This is a genomic window from Janthinobacterium sp. J1-1, assembly GCF_030944405.1.
Taxonomy (GTDB): domain Bacteria; phylum Pseudomonadota; class Gammaproteobacteria; order Burkholderiales; family Burkholderiaceae_D; genus Janthinobacterium.
Map to the genome: position 1 here is coordinate 805804 of NZ_CP132339.1, position 16765 is coordinate 822568.

At 54.7% G+C, this 16765-nt stretch carries 17 protein-coding genes and 1 tRNA gene; 15 read left to right on the top strand and 3 right to left on the bottom strand.

Annotation, left to right across the window (positions count from 1 at the left end):
• Positions 1-101: 101 nt before the first annotated feature.
• The 11 genes from Q8L25_RS03600 to drt3b all read left to right on the top strand — a co-directional run bounded on the left by Q8L25_RS03600 (position 102) and on the right by drt3b (position 12223).
• Positions 102-1850: a tetratricopeptide repeat protein gene (locus Q8L25_RS03600; RefSeq protein WP_308923579.1), complete on the top strand. Its 1749-nt coding sequence runs from the start codon at positions 102-104 to the stop codon at positions 1848-1850.
• 94 nt (positions 1851-1944) lie between these two features.
• On the top strand, positions 1945-2571 hold the full coding sequence (locus Q8L25_RS03605) for an outer membrane lipoprotein LolB (RefSeq protein WP_308923580.1): 627 nt from the start codon (positions 1945-1947) through the stop codon (positions 2569-2571).
• Positions 2568-3452, top strand: coding sequence for a 4-(cytidine 5'-diphospho)-2-C-methyl-D-erythritol kinase (ispE, locus tag Q8L25_RS03610; protein ID WP_308923581.1), 885 nt, complete (start codon positions 2568-2570; stop codon positions 3450-3452). The genes Q8L25_RS03605 and ispE overlap by 4 nt, the downstream gene beginning before the upstream one ends.
• A gap of 78 nt (positions 3453-3530) precedes the next feature.
• Positions 3531-3607 (top strand) — tRNA-Gln (locus Q8L25_RS03615).
• A gap of 144 nt (positions 3608-3751) precedes the next feature.
• A complete protein-coding gene (locus Q8L25_RS03620) occupies positions 3752-4702 on the top strand; it encodes a ribose-phosphate pyrophosphokinase (RefSeq protein WP_065310113.1) in 951 nt (316 codons plus the stop codon).
• Positions 4703-4883: 181 nt separating this feature from the next.
• Complete coding sequence (locus tag Q8L25_RS03625) at positions 4884-5492, top strand: 50S ribosomal protein L25/general stress protein Ctc (RefSeq protein ID WP_308923582.1); 609 nt, start codon at positions 4884-4886, stop codon at positions 5490-5492.
• A gap of 114 nt (positions 5493-5606) precedes the next feature.
• On the top strand, positions 5607-6191 hold the full coding sequence (pth, locus tag Q8L25_RS03630; RefSeq protein ID WP_308923583.1) for an aminoacyl-tRNA hydrolase: 585 nt from the start codon (positions 5607-5609) through the stop codon (positions 6189-6191).
• A gap of 202 nt (positions 6192-6393) precedes the next feature.
• The gene (ychF, locus tag Q8L25_RS03635; RefSeq protein WP_308923584.1) at positions 6394-7485 is read left to right on the top strand and encodes a redox-regulated ATPase YchF; all 1092 of its coding nucleotides are present in this window, start codon (positions 6394-6396) and stop codon (positions 7483-7485) included.
• A 977-nt stretch (positions 7486-8462) separates the two neighbouring features.
• The gene (locus tag Q8L25_RS03640; RefSeq protein WP_374694229.1) at positions 8463-9008 is read left to right on the top strand and encodes an SLATT domain-containing protein; all 546 of its coding nucleotides are present in this window, start codon (positions 8463-8465) and stop codon (positions 9006-9008) included.
• Between the two features lie 133 nt (positions 9009-9141).
• Positions 9142-10227 carry an antiviral reverse transcriptase Drt3a gene (gene drt3a, locus Q8L25_RS03645; protein ID WP_308923586.1) on the top strand — a complete coding sequence of 362 codons (1086 nt, stop codon included), beginning with the start codon at positions 9142-9144 and terminating at the stop codon, positions 10225-10227.
• The gene (gene drt3b / locus Q8L25_RS03650; RefSeq protein WP_308923587.1) at positions 10214-12223 is read left to right on the top strand and encodes an antiviral reverse transcriptase Drt3b; all 2010 of its coding nucleotides are present in this window, start codon (positions 10214-10216) and stop codon (positions 12221-12223) included. The genes drt3a and drt3b overlap by 14 nt, the downstream gene beginning before the upstream one ends.
• A 302-nt stretch (positions 12224-12525) precedes the next feature.
• Here drt3b and Q8L25_RS03655 read toward each other — a convergent pair whose 3' ends face one another.
• Positions 12526-12831, bottom strand: coding sequence for a hypothetical protein (locus Q8L25_RS03655; protein WP_308923588.1), 306 nt, complete (start codon positions 12829-12831; stop codon positions 12526-12528).
• Between the two features lie 214 nt (positions 12832-13045).
• On the opposite strand from Q8L25_RS03655, the gene Q8L25_RS03660 reads away from it, so the two are divergent.
• From Q8L25_RS03660 to Q8L25_RS03670, 3 genes are all read left to right on the top strand, one after another.
• A complete protein-coding gene (locus tag Q8L25_RS03660) occupies positions 13046-13585 on the top strand; it encodes a thioredoxin domain-containing protein (protein WP_308923589.1) in 540 nt (179 codons plus the stop codon).
• Between the two features lie 70 nt (positions 13586-13655).
• Positions 13656-13940: a YlcI/YnfO family protein gene (locus Q8L25_RS03665; protein WP_308923590.1), complete on the top strand. Its 285-nt coding sequence runs from the start codon at positions 13656-13658 to the stop codon at positions 13938-13940.
• A gap of 2 nt (positions 13941-13942) precedes the next feature.
• Positions 13943-14257 (top strand): type II toxin-antitoxin system RelE/ParE family toxin, encoded by a 315-nt coding sequence (locus tag Q8L25_RS03670; RefSeq protein ID WP_308925644.1) that lies wholly within the window; start codon positions 13943-13945, stop codon positions 14255-14257.
• Between the two features lies 1 nt (position 14258).
• Here the strand turns inward: Q8L25_RS03670 and Q8L25_RS03675 are convergent, their stop codons facing one another.
• Together Q8L25_RS03675 and Q8L25_RS03680 are read right to left on the bottom strand one after the other, a co-directional pair.
• The gene (locus Q8L25_RS03675) at positions 14259-15083 is read right to left on the bottom strand and encodes a MipA/OmpV family protein (protein ID WP_308923591.1); all 825 of its coding nucleotides are present in this window, start codon (positions 15081-15083) and stop codon (positions 14259-14261) included.
• On the bottom strand, positions 15080-15454 hold the full coding sequence (locus Q8L25_RS03680; protein ID WP_308923592.1) for a hypothetical protein: 375 nt from the start codon (positions 15452-15454) through the stop codon (positions 15080-15082). Before Q8L25_RS03680 ends, Q8L25_RS03675 begins: the two co-directional genes overlap by 4 nt.
• A gap of 152 nt (positions 15455-15606) precedes the next feature.
• Here Q8L25_RS03680 and Q8L25_RS03685 point away from each other — a divergent pair, with 152 nt between their 5' ends.
• Positions 15607-16701, top strand: a complete 1095-nt coding sequence (locus Q8L25_RS03685; RefSeq protein ID WP_308923593.1) for a type II asparaginase — start codon at positions 15607-15609, stop codon at positions 16699-16701.
• Positions 16702-16765: the final 64 nt, after the last annotated feature.

Genomic DNA, 16765 nt, shown 5'->3' on the forward strand with positions numbered 1-16765 from the left:
ATGCCGGCTGACGGCGTGAATATATTTCGTTACATGCGTGAAGTACGCAAAGCACGGGTTGGGCGTAGAATCAAACTTTGCCGTTCAGCCAGGATCAGCCTTTGAAAAACGCTTTCGCCATTGTAACCTTGTCCGCCCTGATGGCTACGCATGCCATGGCGCAAACGCCCGCCGTCCCCGTGGACGCTCCGGCCAGCCCCGCTGCGGCCGACGGCAAGCCGTCCACCTTGCCCAACGTCGACCTGAACAGCGAACTGCTGTACAAGCTGACCAAGGCGGAAATGGAATTCAAGAACGGCCAGTGGCAGGGGCCGTATGTGACCATGATGATGGCGGCCCAGCAGACGCGCGATCCGCGCCTGGCGCGCCGCGCGTCCGAAATGGCGCTGGCCGCCAAGCAGGGTGGCGAAGCGCTGGCGGCGATCCGCCTGTGGCGCGACCTGGCGCCGGAGTCGGACGAAGCGACCCAGTTTTTCCTCGGCTTCGTGGTGCTGACCGACAAAATCGAAGAAGCCGAGCCGATTTTTGCCCAGCGCATCGAAGCGGCGCCACCCGGTTCGCGCGGCGTGGCCCTGTTCCAGACCCAGCAGATCCTGGCCCGCGCCAACGACAAGCTGTATGCCTATTCCATGCTGGTGCGCCTGATGGAACCGTACCAGGACATGTTCGAAACGCATCTGGTGCTGTCGCAAGGCGCGCTGTCGATCGGCGAACGCGAACGCGCGATTGCCGAAGCCAACAAGGCCCTGCAGATGAAGCCGGCCTCCGAGCTGGCCGTGCTGACCCTGGCGCAAGTGAGCGGCGAGCCGCAGGCGGCCAACAAGGTGCTGGCGGATTTCCTCGATAAAAACCCGGACGCGGTGGAAGTGCGCGCCGCCTATGCGCGCCTGCTGGTCGAACAGAAGCAGCTGGAAGCGGCCCGCACGCAGTTCCTGGCCCTGCTCAAGACCCAGCCCGATCACGTGGCCGGCCTGTATGCGCTGGGCATCGTGTCCCTGCAGCTCGAAGACGCCAAGGGCGCCGAGCAGTATTTCAAGCGTTTCCTGGCCGTGCTCGACAAGAACCCCGGCGACGCGCGCGATCCGTTCAAGGCGTTAATGATACTGTCGCAGATCGCCGAGTCGCGCGGTGACGTGCCGGGCGCCATCGCCTGGCTGGACAAGGTCGACAGCCGGGAGTCGGCCGGCTACCTGGACGCCCGCTTGCGCCGCGCGCAGCTGATGGCCCGCGGCGGCAATCTCGACGGCGCGCGCAAGTCGCTGGCCGAAACCCAGGTCGACGACCCCGCCGCCCAGGGCCAGATCCTGCTGGTCGACGCGCAATTGCTGCGCGACGCCGGCTATGTGCAAAGCGCCTACACGGTGCTGGAAAACGCCCTGGTGCGCTTCCCCGACAATCCCGAACTGCTGTACGACTACGCCCTGCTGGCCGAGCGTCTCGACAAGCTCGAGCAGATGGAAGCGAGCCTGCGCCGCGTGATGCAAATCGCGCCCGACAACCAGCACGCCTACAACGCCCTGGGCTACTCGCTGGCCGAACGCAATATCCGCCTGCCCGAAGCGCTGTCGCTGATCGAACGGGCGCTGCAGATGGCGCCGGGCGACCCGTTCATCATGGACAGCATGGGCTGGGTGCAGTTCCGCATGGGTAACCTGGCCGCCGCCGAAGACGCCCTGCGCCGCGCCTACGCCGTGCGCCCCGACCCGGAAATCGCCGTCCACCTGGGCGAGGTGCTGTGGCAGAAGGGCGACAAGGACGCCGCGCAAACACTGTGGCGTGAAGCAAAAGCCAAGGATCCGAAAAACGATGCGCTGAAAAGCACCTTGGCGCGCTTGAATGTCAGTTTGTAATTAACTGGCTATCAGCAAAAATCCGGGGTCAGACCCGCCGGGACTCGGCGTCCCCGTCTGACCCCGGCCCTACGCTGCGATTTCCATATTACCCATGACAAAAAATCTCCTCCCCCTGACCACCCTCTGCCTGGCCCTGTCCGCCTGCACCACGCTGCCATTTTCGTCCGGCCAGCCGCCTTCGTCGCAGGCCGTCGCCCCCTACCGCGAACAGCTCGACCTGGCCGGCCGCCTGAACGTGGTCTACCAGAAAGATGACAAGCCCGAATCGGCCACCGTCAATTTCACCTGGCAGCAACAAGCCGAACGCACCGATGTGACGCTGTTTTCGCCGGTCGGCAGCACCCTGGCGACGATAGCCGTCACGCCGCAGGAAGCGGTGCTTGAGCAAAGCGGCAAGCCGCCGCGCAGCGCGCCGGACGTCGATACCCTGAGCGCGCGCCTGCTGGGCTGGTCGCTGCCCGTATCGGGCCTGCGCGACTGGCTGCAAGGCTATGCGACGGCTGCCGACGGCAAGCGCTTTGCGGCGTCGCCCCAGAACGACAGCGTCACCACCCAAGACGGCTGGCGCCTGCGCTATGTGTCGTGGCAAGATGCGGCTGCCCCTGGCGCCGTGCCGCAGCCACGCCGTATCGATGCCGAGCGCAATGCCAGCGCCCAGGCCGACGCCGTCTCGCTGCGCATCGTGCTCGATCCCGTTTCTCCTGCTGCCACACCATGACACTGACGACTCTCAATAACTGCCCGGCGCCCGCCAAGCTCAATCTTTTCCTGCATGTGAACGGCCGCCGCGACGACGGCTATCACCTGCTGCAAACCGTGTTCCAGCTGGTCGACCATGGCGATACCCTGCATTTCGCGCTGCGCGATGATGAACAGATCTTGCGCGTCACCGACTTGCCGGGCGTGCCGGAAGAACAGGACCTGATCATCCGCGCGGCCAGGCTGCTGCAGGCCGAAGTCGTGCGCCGCACGGGGTCCATGCCGCGTGGCGTCGATATCGCCATCGACAAGGTGCTGCCGATGGGCGGCGGCCTGGGTGGCGGTTCGTCCGACGCGGCCACCGCGCTGATGGCATTGAACCGCCTGTGGCAGGGCGGTTTGACGCGCGAGGAACTGATGGCGCTGGGCCTGCCGCTGGGCGCCGACATCCCGTTTTTTATCTTTGGCGAGAACGCCTTTGCCGAAGGCGTGGGCGAGGACATGCAAGCCGTCAGCACGCCCGATTGCTGGTATGTGGTGATCGAGCCTGGCGTGCAAGTACCGACCGCGGCAATTTTTTGCGCGGAAGGCTTGACGAGGAATACCGAAGCCGTCACAATAGCGGACTTTTCCAGGCACCTCGCAGAAAGCAGCAGCGCGAACGGGTTTGGAAAAAATGACTTACAGCAAGTAGCATGCAGTCTTTTCAAGCCGGTAGCAGATGCGGTAGAATGGCTGGGTGCTTACGGTGAGGCCAGGATGACTGGTTCCGGTGCTTGTGTGTTTGGCGCGTTTTCCACTGAGGAAGAAGCAGATGAAGTGCTCAGCAATGTGCCTTCGGTCTGGTCGGCCTGGAAAGCAAAAGCGTTGAGCCACCATCCGCTGCTCACGATGTTGTAAGCAGCAAAAAAAGATTTTGCTTAGCTTCAAAAAGTCGGTATAATACCGGCCAACATGACAGCAAGCAGTCAGTTGCGTAGGGGAGTCGCCAAGTTGGTTAAGGCACTGGATTTTGATTCCAGCATGCGAAGGTTCGAATCCTTCTTCCCCTGCCACCCGTTTCACCGTAGTCTGTCGATGCGAAGTTGGCGTCCAGTACGGGAAGCAAGCCGTTAAGCGGCACATGCATAACACAGACTGACCGGGCCTATGCCCGGTTAGTTCTTTTCAAGACTTCTATATCACCTCTTGGGACTCCCATGGCTTACGAAAACCTGATGGTTTTTACCGGCAACGCGAATCCAGCGTTAGCAGAGGGGGTCGCAAAAAATCTCGGCATCCCTCTCGGTAAAGCAAACGTTTCGAAATTCTCCGACGGCGAAGTAATGGTCGAGATTAACGAAAACGTTCGCGGCAAGGATGTTTTTGTTTTGCAATCCACCTGCGCCCCGACCAACGACAGCCTGATGGAAATCATCCTGATGGTCGACGCCCTGAAACGCGCATCGGCCGGCCGCATCACCGCAGCGATTCCGTATTTTGGTTATGCCCGCCAGGACCGCCGTCCACGCTCCGCGCGTGTGGCCATTTCCGCCAAGGTGGTCGCCAATATGCTGGAAAAAGCCGGTGTCGAGCGCGTCCTGATCATGGACTTGCACGCCGACCAGATTCAGGGCTTCTTCGATATTCCAGTCGACAATATCTACGCCTCGCCGATCCTGCTGGGCGATCTGCAAAAGAAAAATTACCAGGACCTGCTGGTGGTCTCGCCGGACGTCGGCGGTGTGGTACGTGCGCGCGCCCTGGCCAAACGCCTGGGCTGCGACCTGGCCATCATCGACAAGCGCCGTCCTAAGGCGAACGTGTCCGAAGTGATGAACATTATCGGTGAAGTCGAAGGCCGCAACTGCGTGATCATGGATGACATGGTCGACACCGCAGGCACGCTGACCAAGGCCGCCGAAGTGCTCAAGGAGCGCGGCGCCAAGAAAGTGGTGGCGTATTGCACGCACGCGGTGCTGTCCGGCCCGGCGATCGACCGTATTTCGGCCTCGTCGCTCGATGAGCTGGTCGTTACCGACACGATCCCCCTGTCCGAAGCGGCCCTGGCCTGCGGCAAGATCCGTCAACTGACGTGCGCGCCGCTGCTGGCCGAGACGTTCAAGCGCATCATCAAGGGTGATTCGGTCATCTCGCTGTTTATCGACTGATTCGAGCAACAGCAACAGACGTAAAAAAGAACGTAACATCGGCGGCGCGACCGGTTTTCGAACCGGCCGCGCCGCTGCTTTAGTGGTTTTCGGGGTGCATCCGCACCCATTTCTCGAAGTCTCCTGGTCGCGGGAGTCTTCATCACACAAGACGTGAGTCTTGTTTTATTTGGAGTTTCACATGAAAGTTATCGCATTCAAACGCGAATTGCAAGGTTCCGGAGCGAGCCGCCGCCTGCGCATTTCCGGCCAGACCCCTGGTATCGTCTACGGCGGCACCGAAGCCCCGATCCTGATCTCGCTGGACCACAACGCGCTGTACCACGCGCTGAAAAAAGAAGTGTTCCACTCGTCGATCCTGGAACTGGAAATCGACGGCGTTTCCCAGCAAGTGCTGCTGCGCGACTTCCAAGTCCACGCATACAAACAACTGGTTCTGCACGCTGACTTCCAGCGCGTTGACTCCAAGCAAGCTATCCACGTGAAAGTGGCGCTGCACTTCGAAAACGCCGACGTTTCGCCAGCAGTCAAACTGCACGGCGCTACCATCAGCCACGTTGCCAACGAAATCGAAGTATCGTGCCTGCCAGGCCAACTGCCAGAGTTCATCTCGGTTGACCTGTCGAACATCGACGTCGGTCACTCGCTGCACGTGAGCGACCTGGTCCTGCCAGCTGGCGTGACCGTTGTTGGCCACGGCGCCGACCAGACCATCGCTACCGCATCGGTACCGGCTGGCGCGGTTGCCGCTGAAGCCGAAGCTGCTGCTGCTGAAGCCGACAAGAAGTAATTGTATTGCCGCCGCAAGGCGGTAGTCGCAAGGAAAAACCCGCCTGGCTCGCTCCGGCGGGTTTTTTTCTGCCTGTTTTCAACGATAATCGTTCTTTTTACTGCAGACATCGCCATGCCCATCCGCCTGATCGTCGGCCTCGGCAACCCGGGACCCGAATACGAACAAACGCGCCACAATGCCGGCTTCTGGCTGGTCGACAACCTGGCCAACAGCCTGCCCGGCACGCGCTTGCAGCGCGATTCGCGCTATAACGCCATGCTGGCCAAGACCTCGATCAACGGCCAGGACGTGTGGCTTCTGGAGCCCTTGACCTTCATGAACCGCTCCGGCCAGTCGGTCGGCGCGCTGGCGCGCTTTTTCAAGATCGCCGCCGACGAAGTGCTGGTGGTGCACGACGAGCTGGACCTGATGCCCGGCATCGCGCGCCTGAAAAAAGGCGGCTCGGCCGGCGGCCACAATGGCCTGAAGGACATCACGGCCGCGCTCGGCACCCAGGATTACTGGCGCTTGCGCCTCGGCATCGGCCATCCGCGCAGCCTGAACCTGCAGCAGCAGGTGGCCGATTTCGTGCTGCACCGTCCGCGCCGCGAAGACCAGGAGCTGATCGAGCAGGCGATCGACAAGTCCTTGCTGGTGATGCCGCAGATCATCGACGGCAAGTTCGAGGCCGCCACCATGAAGCTGCATACGGCCTGATGTTGTTGCCACGTGGCAGCTGTGCGGCAAGCCGGAGCGGCAAAGCTGTTGCCGCGCACCGGGCAGGGGTACAATGACGTCCTGAATGTCGTTGTCCAGAGTACCGGAATCGTCGCACGACCACCATTTTTCCTAACAGCACCGCCAGCACGCCGATCGACGGCTGCTTTGTTCGCTGTGCTTTGATAATTAAAGGTTTTTCATGAGTCTCCAATGCGGTATCGTCGGCTTGCCGAACGTCGGCAAGTCCACCCTGTTCAATGCGCTGACGAAAGCCGGCATCCCGGCTGAAAACTATCCTTTCTGCACCATCGAGCCGAACGTCGGCGTGGTCGAAGTACCGGACCCGCGCATGGATGCGCTGGCCGCCATCGTCAAGCCGGAACGCATGGTCAATGCCATCGTCGAGTTCGTCGACATCGCCGGCCTGGTGGCTGGCGCGTCGAAAGGCGAGGGCCTGGGCAACCAGTTCCTGTCGCACATCCGCGAAACGGACGCCATCGTCAACGTCGTGCGCTGCTTCGAAGATGACAACGTGATCCACGTGGCCGGCAAGATCAATCCGCTCGACGATATCGAAGTCATCCAGACCGAACTGGCGCTGGCCGACATGGGCACCGTGGAAAAAGCGATCCACCGCGAAAACAAAAAAGCCCGCTCGGGCGACAAGGACGCGGCCAAGCTGCTGGCCATCATGGAACGCATGATGCCTTACCTGAACGACGCCAAACCGGTGCGCGCGATGGGCCTGGACGCCGACGAAATGCTGCTGATCAAGCCGCTGTGCCTGATCACGGCCAAGCCGGCCATGTTTGTCGCCAACGTCTCGGACAGCGGTTTCACCGACAACCCGCTGCTGGACCAGCTGACCGCCTACGCCAAGTCGCAGAACGCCCCGATCGTCGCCATCTGCGCCTCGATGGAAGCGGAAATCGCCGACCTGGACGCCGCCGACAAGGGCGCCTTCCTGGCCGACATGGGCATGGAAGAGCCAGGCCTGGACCGCCTGATCCGCGCCGCCTACAAGCTGCTGGGCCTGCAAACCTACTTCACCGCCGGCGTCAAGGAAGTGCGCGCCTGGACGATTCCGGTCGGCGCCACCGGCCCGCAAGCGGCCGGCGTGATCCACACCGACTTCGAACGCGGCTTCATCCGCGCGCAAACCATCGCCTATGACGACTTCATCACCTACAAGGGTGAAGCCGGCGCCAAGGAAGCAGGCAAGATGCGCGCCGAGGGCAAGGAATATGTGGTCAAGGATGGCGATGTGCTGAACTTCCTGTTCAACGTGTAAGTTGTCAAAGCGACTTCCAAGAAATCCAAGACATTTTTGATGCGCTTGGAAATGCCTCATGCGCCCTCTTAATGAGGGCGTTATCGTTTCTAAGTGTTGCGAAAAATTTCAATGCCTTACGGTCTAAAAGTGGATATGCTGGTTTATATGATTTTAGACAGGTGAAAAACACCAATCATGGCAATGGTGAAGCCGCCCAAAAACAACCACTACCGCACTTCCTGCGTTTTGCGCACTGACCAGGCGTGCAGGCGTACTCGACGCGATGTTAAGGGGTAAGCGATGTTTCTTATATATGAGGAAGCCGCAGCGCTGTGTTCGTGATCAAGCTTAACAACGCCTCTCGGGTCACGATCGCCAAGCTGCTCATTGGTAGTGACAGCCAGTTCGCCTGCCGCTTTAGCAGCAAGAAGGAAGAGTCAGAAACGGGTCTCCGTATTCTCGGCGACAAGCATGCATCTGACGCACTGTGCAAGTGCTTGGAGAGCAAACATAGTCTCATCTCGCCACTCCCATCTGCAGACCAATGGTATGGTCGCTCTGCTCATTGGTCGCATTGGCGAAATCTTCAAGCAGATCCGCTTCGAGTCTTGGGTGGACCTCGAATCGACGTAACAAAATTACGTCATAATCTATAACCACAATTTACCGTAGCGCGCCTTGAATAAAGAAACGCCGGCTAAGGTGAAGAAGAGATAACAGGCAAAAAGCCGGAGTGGTTAGTTGAAAATTTTTATAGTCTGGTTGCTCTTGACAGTTTGGCATGAAAAACTTTAAACTAGTTAGAAATTAAAAAATCATTATTAAGGTAAATCAATAACCCTGTTGGTCAATCGAAAACCTATAAATTTAACAGTCTTTAATTTTTATACCTATATTTGGGGTGATATATTTCTAATACAAAATTGCTGGCATACGAAAAACTTTATAAATCTGTTAGTTGCACGGCAGATTATCGATTCAATACCTATAGGAGATTGGATAGTTTAGAAGGAGCTTCTAATTTTTCCTTGATATTGGCATCCACTGCGCTAATAGTCGTGTCTTTCATTGTTGCTCTGTACGGAAAAAACCTTGGATGCAACGAAATCTACATTACTATTGGACAAAATTGCTTGCCCATTGTAATTCTAGCCCTGTCCATCTTGGTCTCTGCGGCAAAATACGGCGCCAGAGCAGAAAAAATCCATGAATGTGCCCAATCCCTGAATCATTTTAAGAAATTGTTAAAGTTCGACATTGAAGATTGTAACTTCTCCCCTTCTGCTGACAACTTTAAAAAATACGCCACACAATATTCTGAAATTATTTCCAAATATGAAAACCATAGCAAAATAGACTTGAGTATCGAAAGCCTGAGGGGCGTAGAATGTCCAACATTCTTGAACCCGCTGATAGAGCTCGTGGTTGGAATAATAGGCCGGGGCATGCTATATTATTTCTATTTTTCAATGTCTGTAATGTCTGTTGCCTGGATGTTTCTTGGAATCTATCTGGCGATTAAAGGGGCAATACTTTGCTAGACCAGAATTTCACCGGGAAGAGTTTTCTACGACTAACATCAATAAAAGACATAATAAGATTTAAGTTAGGCAGAAAGCGAAGCGAATATCTTGAAAAGCTCGACTTGGTCGCAAAAAGAATTTTAGATGATGGTTGCGATTTTTCAGCTCTTTCTTTTTATATAAAAAAGGGAAAAAAATATTTAAGCCGCTTTCTTTGGAAAGCATTTACAGCTTGCGACGTGTAAATAAAATATTAGGAAGAATATATAAAGTAAAACAGGCGGACCGCGACACTATTACTAAGCAGATTAGCTCTTTGGTATCAGATACCAGTCACTATACTATATTAAAAGGTGATATTAAGAGCTTTTATGAATCGATTCCTAGAGAATCAGTTATGGCTAAAATAGAGTCAAACCGAATCCTTTCATATCAAAATAGAAGGATCATCAGACAAGTTTTTTCTTGTGCTGCGGTAGCAGCTGTTCCAGGTTTGCCAAGGGGAATTAGCATAAGTTCCTCGCTCTCAGAGTTATATATCAGGGAGTTTGATAGATATGTCAGAGCACTAGACGGCGTCTATTATTACGCACGATATGTTGATGATTTTATTATTTTTTGCCATGCAAAAAGTGACGATATATTCGAAGATGTTGAAAAAAAACTCAAGCAACTAGATTTAAGCCTAAATCACAAGAAAATAAAAAAAATCTTTTCCGATGATTTATTAAATCGGACTGAGCAACTTAGTTTTTTGGGCTACGAACACTTCTTCGATTGCGAATCTTCAGTAAAAATCCGAATTTCAAGAAATAGAATTAGAAAAATAAAAACACGCATTGTTTTGTCATTTTTAGATTACGCAAAGAACAATGACATTCCTTTGCTTTGTCTTCGGCTAAAATTTATATCAGGAAACTACCTAATTCGTGAGTCGTCAAAAACTAACGGAGCCTCATTAGGTTTAATGGCGGGTTTTTATTACAATAACAAGACATTGTCAGATCCCCAGCAGATTTTAGAACTAGATAGATTTTTGATGAAGCTCTGCTTTTCTAAACGAGGTAGCGTATTCAGAGCTATTGGAGCTACGCATATGCATGCTGCCCGCATGGCAACGCAGGGCATTAGTTTTAACAAGGGATTCAATCAAAGAAAAGTCTACGCAATCGAAAAAACTGAGTTTTCACGAATCAAGGATTGTTGGAAAAAAGAAAGCGATTATGAAAAAAAATAGTAAGGAAGGTAGACTTAAACGGGTATACAAATCCAATTACCGCCGTATTTTGCTTACGGAAGTCCTTCCTTACGAAGTTCCAATTCTCTTAACTAACGAAGGGTTCTATTTAAGGCCTAGTGAATGTCAGGAGGAGGGGCTTTTAGGCGCTATACTAAAGCCAGGAAAAGAAACTCATCCATTTACATATAAAATTGTTAAGAGCGCGTCAAGTTATAGAACGCTTTACCTCATACACCCTTCAAGCCAGCATGACTTCATTAGTTTTTATAAAACTTATAGCAGTCTAATGTGTGGTCTCACTGCCCGAAGTGAATTTAGCTTGCGCGCACCTGCAGAGGTAGCTGCGTGGTATTACGAGCCCGATAACTCTTTGCGTGATAATTCGATAAAAGATGAAGGTGCTGAAGCAAACATAGATGATGCAATGGCAGTCCAGTTCAAATATGCTAGTTCTTTCTTTTTATATAAAAAATATTCTTTTCTTTATAAATTTTATGATTCGTACGAATTTCATAGACTAGAAAAGAAATTTAAAAAGCTTTTAAAGTTTGATATATCAAAATGCTTTGATAACATTTCTACAAAACGACTGGGCGAAGCAGTTAAAAGTGAGCTTTATCATAAAGAACATTTTGGAAAGAGTAATTTCGAGAATAAATTTTCTAAGCTAATGGAATCCGCTAACTTCGGTCGAAATGATGGTCTAGTCATCGGGCCGGAGTTTAGCAGGATTTTTGCTGAAATAATATTACAGGATGTAGATAAGAGAGTACTCAAAAGTAATCTACAACTCCAAGGAAGCTATGATGTTAGACGCTATGTAGACGATTATTTTTTGTTTTATAACGATGATAAAGTTGGCGAACACATGCTTAGCGAATTCCAAGACTCATTAGAGAAGGCAAAACTTTACCTAAATGAATCTAAAATTTCACGGCATAGAGCACCCTTTCTTACCGGTATTACAATGGCAAAGAAAGATATTCAAGATATATTTTCTGCGTTGTTTGACACATTTGACGAATCTAAAAAAGGCGTAACTCCTGATCTTGATATTTCCGAGAGTGCCGATAGCTATGCCGACCAACCAGAGGAAAAAATAACCTTCATAAAATATTTCAAAGGTCCCGGTGTCGTTGCAAATAGACTTATAAGAGACATAAAAGCAATAGTTCGAAGTAATGAAGTGGCATTCGAAACTATTACAGGGTATTTTTTTACAGTAATTAAAAATAAAATTCATGAAGTTTATGGATATAGTGCCACCTTAGACGATGCCCAACAAGAAAACGTATTAAAATTTTTGCTGGTGATTATAGATGTAAATTTTTTTGTATACTCTATGGACGTTAGAGTTAGGAGCACGTTCTTGGTAAGCCAAATTTCCATTATTTGCTGCAGAATCGCCAAATTAATGAAGCCTGTCTACGGCGATGAGGTTGTAAAAAAAATACAAGATGAAATAACTTTTGCAATGAAAAACAAACAAGCAGATAAAATATCTTCAGGGGTAGAGGTTGTCAACCTACTGATTGCGCTGAGAGAAATATCTGGAGAAGAAGATTTGGTTTCTGCAGATGATATTTCGAAATTTATCTTCAACGAAAACTTAGAAAATATTAAGTCCGCCAATTATTTTCAATTGATTTCTGTTTTATTTTACATAAAAAATAATCCTATTTATGAAATCTTAAAAATAAAATTAAAAGCAATTATTCTTTCTATTTTGGCTACACAAAGAGCGTCGGTATATTCGGAAGCATCTTACCTTCTACTAGACCTTGTACGTTGCCCATATCTGGATAGGGCATTTAAATCAAAGATGATAACCTGTTCATTTCAAACAGAGTTTGGAAAAAGACCAACATCATCGGAACTAAAAAAACAGTACAAATGCATCTCTCTCCATGACTGGTTTGTAGATTGGAGCGAAGCTGGAATTAAGATTGAAAGATTGCTTCAGAAAAAAGAGTTGAAAACTGCTTACGAATAGTGGCATACTGATGGTGCAGGCGTGCTTACAGGTTGAGTGCCCAATACCCATGGAAAGATGTTTCACCCATGATGATTCCGGCATTTTTGTCGGACACACACCAATGACTTTACCTCAGCGCCTGCCTCTTTTTTAAAATTGCTACTTTGGCCATATCATGGCCGCAATGAATTTTTCTACAGGGTTCATAATTGTCTAAAGAAGGGTGTGATCGTTTGCTGGCAGGACTTCTCCTCCTACTGTACCCTCGCGAATGCCACACTCTATCGTAATACTCTTCGAACACCAATTCTGTCCTGTGCTCACTGATCTGTTTCAGAATCTTCAGGTATTCCCCCACCATTTTTATCGGGCTGGATGAAATCAATACGAATGTCTCGCCTGATCGCCCAGTTAGCGTTAGCGTCACGGCGCGGATGATTCCAGTCCAGTATCGCATCAGATGACATGGAGCTTGCAACGCCAATTGAGCCTTCTGTCGAGGGACCGAATAACGTATTTAATTCATATGTCAATGAGACATCAATCTCGATGCTTTGCCCTACTCCGGTTGTAATCGTCGCATCAAACAAGCGGGTCTTTTCGCCGTCGGCCGGTTGGTCGTGCATGAAGTTCACTGATCTGTGTTGGCACGGCTAGCGACTACGACGAATGGGCCTGTGTCCAAGTCTGGATTTTACCCATGCCTACCCGCGCCCCGCGTCCTGCACCGGCGGGCATTGTCACGTTTGTACGGCGCGACCTTCTGATGGGCAATGGGTTTATAGTCAGTCAAAGTACTTACACTGACAGTCGCCGCCCCGCGCGGCAGGGAGAATCTTGATGACCAATACTGATACCGATATTGCCGGACTGTCGTCCGCCGAACACGCCACCGGCAACCTTGACGCCAGGCTGACGCTGGTCGAATATGGCGACTTCGAATGTCCGCGCTGTGCGCAGGCGGAACCCTTGACGCGCCACCTGGTGGCCACCTATGGCGACCGGCTGCGATTTGTCTTTCGCCACTTTCCCGACAGCGCCGCCCATCCGCATGCGGAACTGGCGGCCGAAGCGTCCGAAGCGGCCGCTGCGCAAGGAAAATTCTGGGCCATGCATGCGGCGCTGTTTCGCCAGCCCCAGCATCTGAAGGAAGCCGCGCTGACCCGCTACGCCGAGGAAATCGAGCTCGACATGACGCGTTACCATGCCGACATGAACGACCACCTGTATCTGCAGCGCGTGCGCGAGCACCATGCGGCCGCCGTGCAGCTGGGCCTGCGCGGCACGCCGAGCTTTTTCCTTAATGACGAACCGGTCGATGTGTCGTTTGGCCTTGAGCATCTGGAGCAGGCCGTGCGCGCTGCCTTGGGCGAGCACTGATTGCCATGTGATTGCGCGCTGATATAAATGAGCGCACAATGCGTTGCATATGCAATGCATTGGAGTTGTCATGAAAACAGCCACTTTCCCTTCCCTGCGCGTCGATCCTGCCTTGCGGCAGGCGGCCGAAGACAATCTGCAGCATGGTGAGACCTTGTCCGGTTTTGTCGAGCAGTCGATTCGCGACAGCATTTCACGCAGGCAGCATCAACGTGAATTCGTCGCGCGCGGTCTTGCGTCGCGTGACGAGGCCGCGCGCACAGGACAGTATGTCAGTGCCGATGCGGTGATGGGCAAACTGGGAGCCATGTTGACGCAGGCCAAGGCCACGGCTGATGCGGAGGCCATCGAGTGAGTTTGACGGACCGCTTTGCTGTCCGCTTTACGCCCCATGCGCAAGACGATCTGTTGCGGCTGTATGCCTTTATCTTGCAGCGTGACGCGAGCGACCTGGCGCTGGCCGAGCGTGCGCTCGACGCCATCAGGCACGCTATCGGTGGTCTGGAGCGGTCGCCATTCAGCTACCGCAAGGTCCGTGCCGATAACCCCTTCCTGCGCGAACTGCTGATTCCGTTTGGTGCCGCCGGCTATGTTGCCCTGTTTGAAATCGAGGAGGAGCGGACGGTGACGATATTGGCCGTACGGCACCAGCTGGAAGATGATTGGCTGTAATTTATTCGTCTCCATCCCATGCCGGCTGGCTCGATCGCTTCCACGTCCACATCAGTCCGATGCCGGCCGAGGTGCCGCTGTTCTGGCGCAGCAGCGGGCTGTCGCGGTTGGCGGTGCCGGCGTAGTTGTCATAGCGCAGAAAGGCAAACGCGCGCCAGTCGCGGTGCAGCAGGTAGGAGCCGCCCAGGCCCAGGCGGGTGAGCATCAGCCCGCCTTTGGCCGCATAGGCGGGGCGGCCAGGCGTGGCAAATTGCTGCCCGACGCCATAGAAATAATCGTTGATGCCACGATTGCCCAGCACGGCGGAGAGGGCCGTGTCCACATGCCAGCGCCCCTGCGGGTCGGCCAGCGTATAGGCCAGGCGCGGCTCGAAGGTGGCGCCCTGGCGGTGCAGGCCGCCGCGCGCCTCGATCACGGCGCGCAGTGGCAGTTCCAGCCGCACCCGGCTGTTCGGCGATGGCTCGGCCAGCTTGATTTTCAGGCGCGGGCCAAATTCCACCAGCGTGCCCAGGTCCGGCATGCCGCGCCGGGCCGGCACATCGTCGGACCTGGCCGGCAGCGACAGGGCGAAGCCGACGTCGAATTCGGTGCGGTCCGTATTGACCAGCCGCGCGCCCACGCCCGAGCGGTCGGCGCGCAGCACCTTGCCCCGGTAGATCAGATAGGGCAGGGCCAGCGTGCGCGTCGAATGGTCGCTGGCGCCCGGATAGGCGGGCGTGACGGCGCTGCCGCCAAACACGCCCGCTTCCCACAGCGGCAGTGCTGGTTCGGCGGCCAGCGCCGGCGCGCCGCTGGCGATGGCCAGCAGTGTGACAGTCCTGATCATGGTCGTGTTCCACAAGATGGTTCAGTGGCAGGTGGCGCCGGCGGGGCGGCTTGCCCGATACGCTGCCACAGCGCAGCGGCGCTGCGCACATGGTAATCCAATGCATCTGGCCGGCAGGCTGCCCTGGCAGCGAGGGCGGCTTGCTGGTGCAGGCGTGCCTGCCAGCTGGCGTCCCCATGGCCCAGTTCGACATTGTCGATGGCGTCTTCATACGTGCGCAGCGCCTGCGGCCAGCGTCCCTGCCGGGCCGCCTCGCCTGCCCATTGCTCCTGCTGTTGCGCCATGCGCAGCTCAACCTGGGTGGAACAGGCGGCCAGCGCCAGCAGGCAGGGCAGCAGCAGGCAAGGCATGGCGCGGGGTGGCAGGTGCATGGCGGCGGCAAGGTTGTCGGAATGAGACTACTGTAGCGCATCGGCGGGCGCACACGCTTGCCGCCGGCGAAATCGTCCCTGGCAGGCGGTAGCGATGACATATAATTTGCTCACCACTTTGTTATCTTCGCCATATCACCAACAGGAGCACCATGTTTTCACGCAAATTCCAGTCTTGTGCACAGCTGATGCTGGCCACCTTGATGATGAGTTTTGTCGCCACCGCACCCGCGCGCGCGCAGCAGGCAGCCGTCAAATTGCCGAACGTGGTGATTCTGGCCACCGGCGGCACCATCGCCGGCAGCGGCGCCGACAGCACCACCACCGTCGGCTACACCTCGGCCACCGTCGGCGTCGAGCGCCTGATCGCGGCCGTGCCGGAACTGAAAAAAGTGGCCAACGTAAAAGGCGAGCAAGTCTTCCAGATCGCCAGCGAAAGCATGGGCAATGAACACTGGCTGACCCTGGCCAAGCGCATCAATGTGCTGCTGGCCTCGCAGGATGTGGACGGCGTGGTCGTGACGCACGGCACCGACACCATCGAAGAGACCGCGTATTTCCTGAACCTGACCGTGAAGAGCCACAAGCCGGTGGTGGTGGTGGGCGCCATGCGCCCGTCGACGGCGATCTCGGCCGACGGCCCGATCAACCTGTACAACGCGGTGCTGCTGGCCGGCAGCAAGGAAGCCGTCGGCAAGGGCGTGCTGGTGGCCTTGAACGACCAGATCAATGGCGCGCGCGAAGTGACCAAGACCAACACCTCGACCACCGACACCTTCAAGTCGACCGAACTGGGCATGCTGGGCTATATCCAGGGCAGCAAACCGTTCTTTTACCGCCAGTCGACGCGCAAGCACACGCTGGAAGCGGAATTTGACATCAGCAAGCTCGATGCCCTGCCGCAAGTGGACATCGTCTACGGCTACGCCAACATGAACCGCATCGGCATGGACGCCTTTATTGCCGCCGGCGCCAAGGGCATTATCCACGCCGGCGTGGGCGATGGCAGCGTGGCGGCGCAGATGAAGCCGGCGCTGGTCGAAGCGCGCCAGAAGGGCGTGCTGATCGTGCGTTCCAGCCGCGTGGGCCAGGGCATCGTGGCGCGCAATGGCGAAGCCAATGACGATGAACTCGACAGCGTCGTGTCGGACACCCTGAACCCCCAAAAAGCCCGCATCCTGCTGATGCTGGCCTTGACCAAGACCAACAGTACGCAGGAAATCCAGCGTATTTTCTACACGTATTGATGGCCTGCCGGGCCGGCGCCACATTTGCCTCATCAGGCAGATTTACGCTGGCCCGCTTTGCTGC

Excerpts from the sequence above, each read along its gene's own strand:
- Q8L25_RS03605 (WP_308923580.1), top strand. The coding sequence starts at position 1,945 with ATGACAAAAAATCTCCTCCCCCTGACCACCCTCTGCCTGGCCCTGTCC.
- ispE (WP_308923581.1), top strand. The coding sequence starts at position 2,568 with ATGACACTGACGACTCTCAATAACTGCCCGGCGCCCGCCAAGCTCAAT.
- Q8L25_RS03620 (WP_065310113.1), top strand. The coding sequence starts at position 3,752 with ATGGCTTACGAAAACCTGATGGTTTTTACCGGCAACGCGAATCCAGCG.
- Q8L25_RS03625 (WP_308923582.1), top strand. The coding sequence starts at position 4,884 with ATGAAAGTTATCGCATTCAAACGCGAATTGCAAGGTTCCGGAGCGAGC.
- pth (WP_308923583.1), top strand. The coding sequence starts at position 5,607 with ATGCCCATCCGCCTGATCGTCGGCCTCGGCAACCCGGGACCCGAATAC.
- ychF (WP_308923584.1), top strand. The coding sequence starts at position 6,394 with ATGAGTCTCCAATGCGGTATCGTCGGCTTGCCGAACGTCGGCAAGTCC.
- drt3b (WP_308923587.1), top strand. The coding sequence starts at position 10,214 with ATGAAAAAAAATAGTAAGGAAGGTAGACTTAAACGGGTATACAAATCC.
- Q8L25_RS03655 (WP_308923588.1), bottom strand. The coding sequence starts at position 12,831 with ATGCACGACCAACCGGCCGACGGCGAAAAGACCCGCTTGTTTGATGCG.
- Q8L25_RS03660 (WP_308923589.1), top strand. The coding sequence starts at position 13,046 with ATGACCAATACTGATACCGATATTGCCGGACTGTCGTCCGCCGAACAC.
- Q8L25_RS03665 (WP_308923590.1), top strand. The coding sequence starts at position 13,656 with ATGAAAACAGCCACTTTCCCTTCCCTGCGCGTCGATCCTGCCTTGCGG.
- Q8L25_RS03675 (WP_308923591.1), bottom strand. The coding sequence starts at position 15,083 with ATGATCAGGACTGTCACACTGCTGGCCATCGCCAGCGGCGCGCCGGCG.
- Q8L25_RS03680 (WP_308923592.1), bottom strand. The coding sequence starts at position 15,454 with ATGCACCTGCCACCCCGCGCCATGCCTTGCCTGCTGCTGCCCTGCCTG.
- Q8L25_RS03685 (WP_308923593.1), top strand. The coding sequence starts at position 15,607 with ATGTTTTCACGCAAATTCCAGTCTTGTGCACAGCTGATGCTGGCCACC.